This is a genomic window from Vibrio chagasii, from assembly GCA_041879415.1.
Lineage (GTDB): Bacteria > Pseudomonadota > Gammaproteobacteria > Enterobacterales > Vibrionaceae > Vibrio.
The window spans coordinates 1,153,998-1,167,184 of the sequence record CP090851.1 but is presented as its reverse complement, the minus strand read 5'-3'; the positions used below and the strand labels follow the sequence as shown (position 1 = coordinate 1,167,184).

Below are 13,187 nucleotides of genomic sequence, written 5' to 3'. Positions count from 1 at the left end.
AAAGCAAGTTGATTAATTAAAGCAATAAGCTAAATTATGCCGTCACAACGGTTTCAACACCTTCAAGATCAGCGATGTAACCTTGTAGGCGCGGATAATCAACCAAGCCTTGCGTCACAAGCAAAACGGGTTTCTTAGCGTTCTGTGTCGCTTTTACAATCATGTCTAGCAACGTAATTACCGCTTCGTTTTGTGGGTCAAAAGCATGTTGCTGCGCTTCATTCTGCTTATCAACACCAAGTGTGAAAGACGCTAGGCTGTCGACATTCACTACCACACCATCAAAATAATGCAGTAGACGTTCACTCAGTAGAACCGCAGATGGCACATCGCATGAGAACAACACCTTCAAGCCATTCAACCCACGAGGCAAACCTTGTTCTGCAAGTAAATCGATGATCTTAGCCGCGTCGCTTAATGCGCGCACATAAGGAACCACCACTTCTACATTAACGCCTTGTTCACGCAGAGTCTTAACTACCTGACACTCCAAAGCAAAGGCTTTGCTGTACTCTTGTGTCGCATAACGCGCAACACCACGAACACCAAGTGCTGGGTTTACTTCTTCCACTTCGCAATTGCCGCCTAACAGCGAACGAAAGCCGTAGCTGTCAGCGTTGCTTAACGCGATACGTACAGAAGCATGATTTGGTTGAACTGCCGCTTGAATCGCCGTAACTAAGTTAGAAACGAAATGCTCATCAACGCTTTTGCCACCAAGAATGGCGTCTAGAGAGGTTTTCTCTATATCAGAAAGTGTATCTAAATGGCTTTCAATACTTGGATGGTAGAAGACACGATCCATGACCAATTCAGAGAGAGAGACGTATAAGTGGTTAGAATTATTATTATCGTTATAAGAAGGCAGCACATCGCCTAAGACTAGTTCTGGGTGCAAAGTGCTTTGATTTTCTTGAGTCATTGCTGCTCCAGCATTTTTATGTTGTGTTCAAACGAAAATACCGATAGCTGCCTGTTAATACAAGTGAAAATCCCGTATTTAGCGTCGGGCTGCTGATAAAAATAAGAATATTAGTAATAACAGAGATAACTTTGACTTAAGAGAGTTTATTCCTCGGTTCAATTCCGTTATCTTAACCACTTCGCAATAGAATAAAAAAGCTATCACATGCCATTAAAAACTGATGAGTTGAGAACCCAAGCTCTGGGTCCTATGCCAACTCCTGCCGAATTAGGCAACGCACACCCAATTACTGACGACGTTGCTGAGCGTATTGCAAATTCTCGCCGCCAAATCGAAGATATCCTAACTGGTCGTGATAACCGCCTATTAGTTATCGTAGGCCCTTGCTCTGTTCACGATACAGAAGCGGCACTTGATTACGCTGAGCGCCTGAGCCAAATTCAAGAACAATACAAAGACGAATTGTTTGTTGTAATGAGAACCTACTTCGAGAAACCGCGCACGGTTGTAGGTTGGAAAGGTCTGATTACCGATCCAAACCTTGATGGTTCATACGCACTGGAAACAGGTTTAAACAAAGCACGTCAGCTTCTGCTTGATATCAACAAGCTTGGCCTAGCAACCGCGACTGAGTTCCTTGATATGATCACGGGTCAATACATTGCAGACCTAATCACTTGGGGCGCAATTGGTGCTCGTACTACAGAATCTCAGATTCACCGTGAAATGGCTTCAGCACTGTCTTGCCCTGTTGGCTTCAAAAACGCGACAAACGGCAACATCAAGATCGCTATTGATGCGATTCGCGCATCACAAGCTTCTCACTACTTCTACTCACCAGATAAAAATGGTCGTATGACGGTTTACCGCACTTCAGGCAACCCATACGGTCACGTCATTCTACGTGGTGGTGATAAAGGTCCAAACTTTGATGCAGAATCTGTTGATAACGCATGTAAGCAACTTGCTGAGTTCGACCTACCTCAACGTTTAGTCGTAGACTTCAGCCATGCTAACTGTGAAAAGCAACACCGCAAGCAGTTAGACGTTGCAAAAGACATCTGTGAACAGATTAAATCTAACAAAAATCAAATTGCAGGCATCATGGCGGAAAGCTTCATTAAAGAAGGTAACCAGCCAATGACGGATATCAATAACCTAGAATACGGCAAGTCGATTACCGATCCATGTCTAAGCTGGGAAGATACCGCGACAATGTTAGACATGCTTGCAACAGCAATTAAAGATAGAAACTTAGCTTAAGGAAATAACACAATGCCATCATTTGACATTATCTCTGAAGTAGAAGCAGTAGAACTACGTAACGCTGTAGACAATGCTAACCGTGAACTATCGACTCGTTTCGATTTCCGCGGTGTTGACGCAAGCTTTGACTACAAAGATGAGTCGGTAAAACTGACTGCTCAAGACGATTTCCAGCTTAAGCAAATGCGCGATATTCTTCGTAGCAACCTAACGAAGCGCAATGTTGATCCTAACGCGATGGAAGCGAAAGCAGCAGATCAAACAGGTCGCACTTGGCACCAAACGGTTATCTTTAAGCAAGGTATCGAAACTGATGTTGCAAAGAAAATCGTTAAGCTAATTAAAGATAACAAGATTAAGGTTCAAGCGTCTATTCAAGGTGAAAAAGTACGCGTAACAGGTAAGAAGCGTGACGATCTACAAGCTGTAATGGCACTAGTTCGTAACGGTGAACTTGGTCAACCTTTCCAATTCGATAACTTCCGCGACTAATTGGGATTTGAGCAACCACGTTTATCCGTTGCTCTATCCTAGTCACAATTTGTGTTCGAAATAGCAAAAAGCCACTTCCTGCGAAGTGGCTTTTTATTTATCTGGCTGTTTCGTTAAGCATATCCCTAAGCAGCAATGACAATCCCTAGACGGATATGACTTCTATAAGTGCCATGCTTATTAGCTTCAGCTTAGAACCTTGGCAGAAGAGAGCTTCAAGTCTTTTCCTACCAAGAGGTTAAATTCAACACTCGCTGGTGGGATGAACACACATACTCTTAAGTTTTCAGCTTTTGCTTGCTCAAGCTTAGTCGAGAGCTCTCCGCTATTAGCATAGCTTTCTCTTTCTGCATCACGACGACACAGGTCCACATATTCAAATGGGCACTCTGTGGGAGCCAGTACCAATTCAGCTTCCTGCATTAAGCGTAACGCCTTCATGGACAACAACTCGACATCTTGTTCAAATTCGATCCAAGTTACCTGCCCTTCGCTATCAACGCCTTCTGTCAGCGCTTGTTGGTAATGCGCTTCTAATTGCTCTCTATCCGTTACCTGCTCGATAAAACTGGATGATAAAAAGCGCTCCCAAAACTTGCGACGTTCATCGACGGTAGGAAACGACTCTTTGATCGAGTTGCGTTTTGATGCACCAAAGTCAGCGAGAAGACCGATATTCTGAGGTAATACTGTTTCGAGTTTTTCTCTAATATTTCTCACCAAAACAGGTGATGCACCACCACTGGAGATCGCAATTTGGATTCTTCCACGATTTATCATTGAAGGTGTAATGAAGTCGCAGTATGGCAAATCATCAACCACGTTGACTAAAATACCCAGTTTCTTTGCATCATTATACACTTGATGATTCAAGCTAGGGTTGTCTGTAGTAGCCCATACTTGAAGGTATTCTTTAGAGATGATTTGTGACGAGTAAAAATTTTGCACCCAGTGAAGTTTGTTCTCATCAACAAGCTGTTGTAAGTAAGGTGCTACCTTGGGAGACACTAAAGTGACATCGGCGCCGGCTCTCAGCAAGCTGTCCACTTTACGGCAAGCAACCTCACCCCCACCGACCACGAGAATAGGCTTATTCTCTACATCCAAAAACATTGGGAAATAACGCATGTTCTTCCTTGAGATGACTTCAATAACTATTCAACCATGCTACCAAATTTGGAGCATATTAATAACTATCGAAGTGCAATAAAAATATTTATTGACCAAATTTCAATCTTTTTAAAGTTTAATCTTTCACCAGTGTGAGATTCATTCAGGATTTTTATCTAGTCGATTATCAATATAAAAATCTAAATCTTGTTGCACCAACAGTGTGAACCTTTTCACTATTTACATTCAGTTAACATTTGGTCATTCTAAATGTGTTCGGATTTGTGATTTCATTCAAAAATCTTTTTAAATTATACATTTGTGAAACTACAGATCCTTTCCTAACCTTATAAACAGTTGATTAAATCGCACACAGTTTCATTTGCAAAATGCAACTCGTTTGATTTGAACAACAAGGTCATAGAAAACGCAACACATATAGAAAAACTCAAATGAGCACGAGTATCAGGTGTCACCTGGTTAACAAGGAAGGATACAAATGACAAATAAACTAACACTTCTTGCTTCAGTAGTAGCTGCATCAACTGCGATGATGGCAACATCAGCATCAGCGGCAGAAAGCACTCTGGACAAAGTCACATCTCAAGGCTTCTTAACTTGTGGTGTAAGTACAGGTCTTCCAGGGTTCTCTAACCCAAACTCAAAAGGTGAATGGGAAGGAATCGATGTTGAGTATTGTCAAGCTCTTGCAGCGGCTGTACTCGGTGACAAGACTAAAGTTAAGTATGTACCTCTAACAGCAAAAGAGCGTTTCACTGCGCTTCAATCTGGCGAAATCGACGTACTGTCTCGTAACACAACATGGACACTGCATCGTGACACGGCTCTAGGTCTGAACTTCGTAGGCGTTAACTACTACGATGGTCAAGGCTTCATGGTTAAGAAAGATCTTGGCCTAACCAGCGCTCTAGAACTTGATGGCGCTTCTGTATGTGTTCAATCAGGTACAACGACTGAGCTAAACCTAGCCGATTACTTCCGTAACAACGGCATGTCTTACAAACCAGTGGTATTTGATACAGCAGCACAAACATCTAAAGGTTTCGACGCAGGTCGTTGTGATGTGCTAACGACTGACCAATCTGGTCTATACGCACTTCGCTTAAACCTAGCTGATCCAAAATCTGCACAAGTACTTCCTGAAATTATCTCTAAAGAGCCTCTAGGCCCAGTTGTTCGTCAAGACGATGACAAATGGTTCAACGTTGCTAAGTGGACACTTTCAGCAATGGTTAATGCGGAAGAGTACGGTATATCTTCTAAAAATGCTGACGAAATGCTTAAGTCAAAAGATCCAAACATCAAGCGTATTCTTGGTGTAGACGGTCCTAAAGGTAAAGGTCTTGGCATTCGTGACGACTGGGGTTACCAAATCATCAAGCAAGTTGGTAACTACGGTGAGAGTTTCGAGCGTACTGTTGGTACAGGTTCTCCACTTCAAATCGATCGTGGTGTAAATGCGTTATGGAATGCGGGCGGCTTTATGTACGCTCCACCAATCCGTTAATAGCACACGACGTGATTACTTGTTCGTAAACGTTGCTATCAAGCCTTTTAACTCGATAGCAACAACCCGAAAAATGAATAATTGAGTAACACGATTTAGGGCGGTTTTTCCGCCCTAAATATTAAATGGATTTGAGGTTATTGCAGTATGAAACCTAACAACACTCTTACTCCTTCCCAGGAAAAGCCCGAAGCTAAAAGTGCTAACCTGTTATACAACCCGACTTTTCGATCTGTTGTTTTCCAGATCATCGCCATCGGAGCACTTGGCGCCTTCTTCTATACTATCGTAAACAACGCCCTTACCAATCTGGAAGCCCGAGGCATCGCCACTGGTTTTGACTTTTTGAGTCAAGAGGCGGGTTTTGGTATCGGCCTTACCCTCGTCGAGTATGACGAAACCTTCTCATATGGTAGAACTTTCGTTGTCGGCTTATTAAACACCGCTTTGGTATCGGTACTAGGTATTATTCTAGCCACGGTACTTGGTTTCACTATGGGCGTCGCTCGACTGTCATCTAACTGGTTAGTGAGCCGTTTTGCAGCGGTATACATTGAAATCTTCCGAAATATCCCACTACTACTTCAAATCTTCTTTTGGTATTTCGCGGTTCTTCAAGCTCTCCCATCGGCAAGACAAAGTCTCAGTTTGGGTGAAGCTATCTTCCTAAATGTGCGTGGCCTTTACCTACCTGCTCCTATTCTTGAACAAGGAAGCAGCTTCGTTATCGGCGCGTTAATTGTTGGCATCATTGCCACCATCATCATTAATATTTGGGCTAACAACAAACAGAAACTGACGGGGCAACAAACCCCAATGCTTCGAATCGCATTGAGCTTAATCGTTGGTCTACCTCTGGTTGTCTACTTTGTTCTTGGCATGCCAATCTCGGCGGAATATCCAGAGTTGAAAGGCTTTAACTTTAGAGGTGGTATCAGCATCATCCCTGAATTGGCCGCTCTTGTATTGGCCTTGAGTATCTATACGGCATCGTTTATCGCAGAGATCGTACGTTCTGGTATTAATGCGGTTAGCCACGGTCAAACAGAAGCTGCGATGTCTCTAGGTCTTCCTCGAGCTCGCACATTAAAACTGGTTATTATTCCTCAAGCGCTGCGAATCATCATTCCACCGCTAACCAGCCAATACTTAAACCTCACTAAGAACTCTTCGTTAGCAATGGCTATTGGCTACCCTGACTTAGTTTCTGTGTTTGCAGGTACGACTCTCAACCAAACAGGTCAAGCAATCGAGATTATTGCCATGACCATGGGTGTATACCTAACGCTAAGCTTATTGACCTCTGCGTTAATGAATATCTATAACCGTAAAGTAGCATTGGTGGAGAGATAATATGAGCACACATCAATTTCAACCGGATCTTCCACCTCCCGCTAATACCGTTGGTGTAGTCGGTTGGTTAAGAAAGAATCTCTTTAATGGGCCAATCAACAGTATCGTTACCGTTGTTCTAGGTTACATCGCTTTCTCACTACTCTGGACAACATTCGATTGGGCTTTCCTAAATGCAGACTGGGTCGGAACAACACGTGATGCTTGTACTAGTGAAGGGGCTTGCTGGGTGTTCATCAGCGTACGTTGGGATCAGTTCATGTATGGCTTCTATCCAGAAGCTGAACTGTGGCGCCCTCGCCTTTTCTACGCAACATTGGCTATCTTTGTCGCGCTATTAGCCTACGAGAAGACACCTAAACGCACTTGGATTTGGTTATTCTTCGTAAACATCTACCCATTCATCATTGCTGGCTTGCTATACGGCGGTGTATTTGGATTGGAAGTTGTTGATACGCACAAATGGGGTGGCCTACTTGTTACGCTTATCATTGCGTTAGTAGGTATCGTTGTGTCACTACCGATTGGTGTCGCATTGGCGCTTGGCCGTCGCTCTGAAATGCCGATCATCCGTAGTATTTGTACTGTGTACATTGAAATTTGGCGTGGTGTCCCACTGATTACGGTGCTGTTCATGGCATCTGTAATGCTGCCACTATTCCTTACTGCGGGTTCTGAGACCGACAAGTTATTCCGTGCGCTAGTAGGTGTGGTTCTATTTAGTGCCGCTTATATGGCCGAGGTTATTCGTGGTGGCCTGCAAGCTATTCCAAAAGGACAGTACGAAGCTGCAGATGCTCTTGGTCTAACCTATTGGAAAAAGATGGGGCTGATTATTCTTCCTCAAGCGCTGAAAATCACAATCCCATCAATCGTGAACACATTCATTGGCTTGTTCAAAGATACCAGTCTGGTACTTATCATCGGTATGTTCGATGTACTGGGTATTGGTCAAGCGGCGAACACCGACCCTGAGTGGTTAGGCTTCGCAACAGAAAGTTATGTATTTGTCGCGTTAGTGTTCTGGGTGTTCTGTTTTGGCATGTCGAGATACTCGATATGGCTAGAAAACAGACTTCACACCGGTCACAAACGATAGTTAATAAGATCAAGGACGTATTATGACGCAACAACTAAACCCAGAATCGCAAGAGTTAATGATTGAACTTAAAGACATGAACAAGTGGTACGGTGAGTTCCACGTTCTTAAGAACATCAACTTAGAAGTTAAAAAAGGCGAAAAAATCGTTATCTGTGGCCCTTCTGGCTCAGGCAAATCAACGATGATTCGCTGTATCAACCGATTAGAAGAACACCAAAAAGGACACATCTTTGTGTCTGGCAATGAGCTGACTGAAGATCTAAAAAACATCGAAGCCGTTCGTCGTGACGTTGGCATGTGTTTCCAGCACTTCAATCTATTTCCACACCTTACGGTACTAGAGAACTGCACCCTAGCCCCTATCTGGGTGAAAAAGATGCCGAAAGAAGAAGCTGAAGCCATTGCGATGAAATACCTAGAACGTGTAAAGATACCAGAGCAAGCAGACAAGTTCCCAGGTCAGCTTTCTGGTGGTCAGCAACAGCGTGTAGCGATTGCACGTTCTCTATGTATGAACCCACAAGTAATGCTGTTTGATGAACCAACATCAGCGCTCGATCCAGAAATGGTTCGTGAAGTTCTAGATGTTATGGTTGAGCTGGCAGAAGAAGGCATGACCATGCTTTGTGTAACGCACGAGATGGGTTTTGCTAAGGAGGTTGCCGATAGAGTTATCTTCATGGATGCCGGGGAAATCATAGAAGAGAACAACCCTGTCGACTTCTTTGAAAATCCGCAGTCAGACAGAACGCAAAACTTCTTAAGTCAAATCTTACACCATTAAGGTGTTATGATGCATAATTAAGAAAGGCGGCTGAGGTCGCCTTTTTATTTTTCAAATTGATAGTTGGTTTATAGGAGGATATAAATAGGTAACGCAAGTATAAAGGTTAAACATCGGGTGTCCGTGGCACTTTGATATCAGCATAAGACATACTTTGTTACACCTTCAGAAATACTTAACCAGCTATTTTGATTATTATTTTAAGTATACAAGTGGACTGTAAGACTTGATTTTTCGAACTTTCAGCCCCATAAATGTACTAATAACTATTGAAGTCACCTTACGAGGAAGATTATGAACAGCCCTATGTTTTCACGCACAGCATCTCAAGAAAGTGCTCTGCAAACCAATAAAGTGTTGCGTAATACCTACGCACTACTGTCTATGACACTACTTTGGTCTGCTGTTGTAGCAGGCGTATCTATGGCGATGAACCTTCCTCGTCCTGGTCTTATCATGATGCTAGTTGGTTTCTACGGCCTACTTTTCCTAACAGAAAAGAACCGTGACAACAGCATGGGTCTAGTCTTTACGTTCCTGTTTACAGGTTTCCTAGGCTACACCATCGGTCCAATCTTAAACATGTACGTTGGCGCAGGCATGGGTGATGTTATCCTAACTGCTCTAGGCGGCACGGCATTAGCATTCATGGGTGCATCGGCTTACGCTCTTACTACTAAGCGTGACCTATCTTTCCTAAACGGTATGCTGCTAGCAGGTTTCGTCGTGCTACTTGTAGGTATGGTTGCAAATATCTTCCTACAAATGCCAATTCTGTCATTAGCAATGAGCGGTATGTTCATCCTGTTCTCGACTGGTGTTATTTTGCTAACAACGCAAAACATCATCCGTGGCGGTGAAACTAACTACATCTCAGCGACAGTTAGCCTATACGTATCGATCTACAACATCTTCATCAGCCTACTAAGCATCCTAGGCATCATGGGCAGCGACGACTAATCACTCGCCTAATTGAAGAATATCTAGCCCAAGAGCCCATCTCTTGGGCTTTTTTGTATCTATAGGATCAATATTTATCAAGATCACTACGATATCTATTGAGAAAGGTAAACTTGGTCATGTACCCTATCCAAATAGTTAATTGGATTCTGGACTAAACATGTTTGAATATAACGGCAAGCAAATCGAAACCGACGCTCAAGGCTACCTATTGGATTACACACAATGGGAAGAAGGTATGATTGAAATTCTTGCACAAGACGAAGCCATTGAGCTTACGGAAGCACACCTAGAAGTCGTGCATTTTGTAAGGAGCTTTTACGAAGAGTTCAACACATCCCCTGCGGTTCGCATGCTTGTTAAAGCGATGGAAAAAGCCCACGGTCCTGAAAAAGGCAACAGTAAATACCTGTTCAAATTATTCAAAAAAGGCCCAGCGAAACAAGCGACTAAACTTGCAGGCTTACCTAAGCCAGCAAAGTGTCTGTAACAACAGATTACTGACTAGCTCAATCAAATACTGTAGTCAGTTAGCTACAGTATTTGAAACTCCCCGATACGCACATTGCGCTTTTCATCTTCTCCCAACCTTTGCTTAACCACACTGTCTACCGATGCGCTGGCAGGACCTACTTGCAACCATTGGTATAGCTTGTCTACCTGGCCACTTTCGCCAACAGCCAACACTTCAACTCGACCATCATTTAGGTTCTTAGCGTACCCTGAAATGGCTAACTTCTGAGCTTGTCGACTGGTGTAATATCGAAAGCCGACACACTGAACTACGCCTGATACGACAAATATAGATTGTGAATTTTTCATAACGTTGCCTCATAAATTGCATGAATGATATAGTTGAGACTCTATTCATTCACCGCTTATTGGTGGACTTACTTCGAGTATAACGATTATGAAAGAAATCCCATTTCGTTGGATTGATAAATATCTCATTCACCTAAAAATCCAAGAAAAGTTCTATCTCCTCTTTTTATTACCTCTTCTCGCTCTTGTTATATTAACTCTCGTTTTAGATAGTGCAGCGGATTCATTACTGGCCCACCTTTATCAAGAAGAATTACTCTTAATGAAGGGGCTTATCGAAGCTGGTCAACTCACCAAGGAACAAGTTGCTCAACTGGTTAATAGCTCCGAAACTATCTCCCTTGGTTATGGCGTAGGCTCTGTTTCAGTTATGAATGGTGCATTTAGCTTGGTTGCTAACCACGACCAAAACCTATGGTCTGCGCTCTCAGCGACACAGATATCGATCATTGCGGTAACTCTAACTTTGATTGCACTTGGTGTTTACTACATCATGACTTTCATTGGCGGAGCAATGTTCTCTATGAACAAAGCACTGAGCACACTCGCGAATGGTGACCTAACTTGTCGTATGAACTATTTCCCTGTCCGTGATGAGTTTAGCGAAATCGCAATTACTATCGACAAAGTTGCGGAACGTGAGCAAAACATGGTGCTTTCGATTCAAGAGTCTGTAGCGCTCATGCAGCAAATCAGTTCTGACCTAAATCAGTCGACACAACAAAGCTCAGATATTTCAGGCAATCAGCAAGAACACTTGAACAGCTTAGCAAGCGCTACAGAGCAAATGGCTGCGACAATTCGTGAGGTAGCAACCCTAGCTCACGCATCGAGTTCACAAACTATGGATGCTCGTGGTGTTGCACAAAGTGGCCAAGTTAAGGTTTCAAACACGCTGGAATCTATCTCTAACCTATCTCAAGAGATTCAATCTGCATCACAAGCCGTTGAAGAGCTGGACGCAAACGCAGCGCAAATTGATGAAGTCGTGACAACCATCAATGGTATTTCAGAGCAGACCAACCTACTTGCATTAAACGCCGCTATCGAGGCTGCTCGTGCGGGTGAACAAGGCCGCGGTTTTGCGGTTGTTGCCGATGAAGTTCGTGCACTTGCCGGTCGAACTCAACAAGCAACGGTTGAGATCCAAAGCATGATTGAATCATTACAACGTAACAGTCAGTCGTTGACAAAGCTGATGGAAGTGACGGTTAACAACGCAAATGAAGGACAAACATTGATGTCTGAAGTGAATGTTGAGATCGGTTCGCTCGCTGAAAAGAATCAATCAATTTCTGATAGCAGTACTCAAATCGCGACGGCAGCTGAAGAGCAAGGTGTTGTTGCTGATAACATTGCACAGAGCGTCGAAGAGATTCGTCACCAATCTGATAGCATCTGTGAAATGATCAGCAAGAGTAATTCTAATGTTGACCAGCTTCGTAAGCAAAGTGACACGATGGAAGGGTTATTGACAGGCCTTAAGGCATAATCTTGGTCTTTCAAAGGCAGTATTTCGAATATTGCTATCTAACTGATTAAAATCATGACAAGGGCTGCTCACGCAGCCCTTTCTTATTTGCTTTTCACCTGCACTTCCCCGACAATACCCCTCCTTCAAATTCAACAAACAGAGTAAATTATGACTCCTTCTATTCATCTAGCGAAAGGCCGTGACAAATCATTACGCCGTAAACACCCATGGGTATTTTCACGCGGTATCGATAAAGTCGAGGGCGAGCCAAAACAGGGTGAAACGGTAGACGTATATGCTCACAATGGTCAGTGGTTAGCGAAGGCTGCTTACTCACCATCTTCTCAAATTCGAGCACGTGTTTGGACATTTGAAAAAGAAGAAATCAACAAAGCGTTCTTCGTAAAACGAATTCAAGACGCACAATCATTACGTGAAGACATCATTGAACGTGATGGCCTAACGGGTTACCGCCTGACCGCTGCGGAATCAGACGGCTTACCAGGTATCACCATCGATAAGTATCAAGACTACTTGGTTTGCCAACTTCTCAGCGCAGGTGCTGAATTCAACAAAAGCGTATTGGTAGAAGCTCTAATCGAATGCTTCCCAGACTGCAACATTTACGAGCGCTCTGATGTGGCGGTTCGTAAGAAAGAAGGCTTAGAACAGGTAGTTGGCGTTCTTCACGGTAAAGAGCCACCAAAATCTATCGTCATTGAAGAGAATGGCGTTAAGATCAGCGTAAATATCATGGAAGGCCACAAAACAGGCTTCTACATGGACCAGCGCGACAGCCGTAAAGAGTCTATGAAATACGTAAAAGGCAAAGATGTCCTTAACTGTTTCTCATACACTGGCGGTTTTGGCCTTTACGCACTTAAAGGCGACGCCAAGCGTGTTATCAACGCTGACGTATCTCAACTCGCACTTGATACAGCGAAATTCAATGCTGAACTTAACGAGTTTGATATTTCCAAGAAGCGTGCCGTGTTCCTTAATGCCGACGTTTTCAAGCTACTGCGTGAGTACCGTGACCAAGGTACTAAATTTGACGTTGTTATCATGGACCCACCAAAGTTTGTTTCAAGTAAGAACAACCTAACGTCAGGTGCAAACGGCTATAAAGATGTAAACATGCTAGCGATGCAGATCCTAAAACCAGGCGGCACGCTACTCACCTACTCTTGCTCTGGCTTAATGGGTACAGACCTATTCCAAAAAATCATCGCAGACGCAGCGATTGATGCAGGCAGAACCGTTAAGTTCGTCGAGCGCTTCGAGCAAGCAGCTGACCATCTAACAGACACGGCCTACCCAGAAGGTTTCTACCTAAAAGGTTTTGCTTGTAAGGTGCTTTAAGCTATCTAG

Annotated in this window: 13 protein-coding genes; 10 read left to right on the top strand and 3 right to left on the bottom strand. The window is 43.5% G+C overall.

Features of this window, described 5'->3' with window-relative positions:
- Positions 1 to 34: 34 nt before the first annotated feature.
- Positions 35 to 922 (bottom strand): phosphoenolpyruvate synthase, encoded by an 888-nt coding sequence (locus tag L0991_05045; GenBank protein ID XGB63435.1) that lies wholly within the window; start codon positions 920 to 922, stop codon positions 35 to 37.
- A gap of 207 nt (positions 923 to 1,129) precedes the next feature.
- Here L0991_05045 and L0991_05040 point away from each other — a divergent pair, with 207 nt between their 5' ends.
- A complete protein-coding gene (locus L0991_05040) occupies positions 1,130 to 2,188 on the top strand; it encodes a 3-deoxy-7-phosphoheptulonate synthase (protein XGB63434.1) in 1,059 nt (352 codons plus the stop codon).
- Positions 2,189 to 2,200: 12 nt separating this feature from the next.
- Complete coding sequence (locus tag L0991_05035; GenBank protein ID XGB63433.1) at positions 2,201 to 2,683, top strand: YajQ family cyclic di-GMP-binding protein; 483 nt, start codon at positions 2,201 to 2,203, stop codon at positions 2,681 to 2,683.
- 186 nt (positions 2,684 to 2,869) lie between these two features.
- Here L0991_05035 and L0991_05030 read toward each other — a convergent pair whose 3' ends face one another.
- The gene (locus L0991_05030; protein ID XGB63432.1) at positions 2,870 to 3,811 is read right to left on the bottom strand and encodes a siroheme synthase; all 942 of its coding nucleotides are present in this window, start codon (positions 3,809 to 3,811) and stop codon (positions 2,870 to 2,872) included.
- Positions 3,812 to 4,292: 481 nt separating this feature from the next.
- Between L0991_05030 and L0991_05025 the strand changes: the two genes are divergently transcribed.
- The 6 genes from L0991_05025 (at position 4,293) to L0991_05000 (ending at position 10,010) form a co-directional block, all read left to right on the top strand.
- The gene (locus tag L0991_05025) at positions 4,293 to 5,321 is read left to right on the top strand and encodes an amino acid ABC transporter substrate-binding protein (protein XGB63431.1); all 1,029 of its coding nucleotides are present in this window, start codon (positions 4,293 to 4,295) and stop codon (positions 5,319 to 5,321) included.
- Positions 5,322 to 5,468: 147 nt separating this feature from the next.
- Complete coding sequence (locus L0991_05020) at positions 5,469 to 6,674, top strand: amino acid ABC transporter permease (GenBank protein XGB63430.1); 1,206 nt, start codon at positions 5,469 to 5,471, stop codon at positions 6,672 to 6,674.
- A 1-nt stretch (position 6,675) separates the two neighbouring features.
- Positions 6,676 to 7,773: an amino acid ABC transporter permease gene (locus tag L0991_05015; protein ID XGB63429.1), complete on the top strand. Its 1,098-nt coding sequence runs from the start codon at positions 6,676 to 6,678 to the stop codon at positions 7,771 to 7,773.
- Positions 7,774 to 7,795: 22 nt separating this feature from the next.
- The gene (locus L0991_05010; GenBank protein XGB63428.1) at positions 7,796 to 8,560 is read left to right on the top strand and encodes an amino acid ABC transporter ATP-binding protein; all 765 of its coding nucleotides are present in this window, start codon (positions 7,796 to 7,798) and stop codon (positions 8,558 to 8,560) included.
- Positions 8,561 to 8,854: 294 nt separating this feature from the next.
- Positions 8,855 to 9,520 carry a Bax inhibitor-1/YccA family protein gene (locus L0991_05005; GenBank protein XGB63427.1) on the top strand — a complete coding sequence of 222 codons (666 nt, stop codon included), beginning with the start codon at positions 8,855 to 8,857 and terminating at the stop codon, positions 9,518 to 9,520.
- A 160-nt stretch (positions 9,521 to 9,680) separates the two neighbouring features.
- Positions 9,681 to 10,010, top strand: coding sequence for a TusE/DsrC/DsvC family sulfur relay protein (locus L0991_05000; protein ID XGB63426.1), 330 nt, complete (start codon positions 9,681 to 9,683; stop codon positions 10,008 to 10,010).
- A 44-nt stretch (positions 10,011 to 10,054) separates the two neighbouring features.
- On the opposite strand, the gene yccX is transcribed toward L0991_05000, so the two are convergent.
- Positions 10,055 to 10,342, bottom strand: coding sequence for an acylphosphatase (gene yccX, locus L0991_04995; GenBank protein ID XGB63425.1), 288 nt, complete (start codon positions 10,340 to 10,342; stop codon positions 10,055 to 10,057).
- Between the two features lie 88 nt (positions 10,343 to 10,430).
- On the opposite strand from yccX, the gene L0991_04990 reads away from it, so the two are divergent.
- Complete coding sequence (locus tag L0991_04990; protein ID XGB63424.1) at positions 10,431 to 11,834, top strand: methyl-accepting chemotaxis protein; 1,404 nt, start codon at positions 10,431 to 10,433, stop codon at positions 11,832 to 11,834.
- A gap of 150 nt (positions 11,835 to 11,984) precedes the next feature.
- Positions 11,985 to 13,178: a class I SAM-dependent methyltransferase gene (locus tag L0991_04985; protein XGB63423.1), complete on the top strand. Its 1,194-nt coding sequence runs from the start codon at positions 11,985 to 11,987 to the stop codon at positions 13,176 to 13,178.
- Positions 13,179 to 13,187 lie beyond the last annotated feature (9 nt).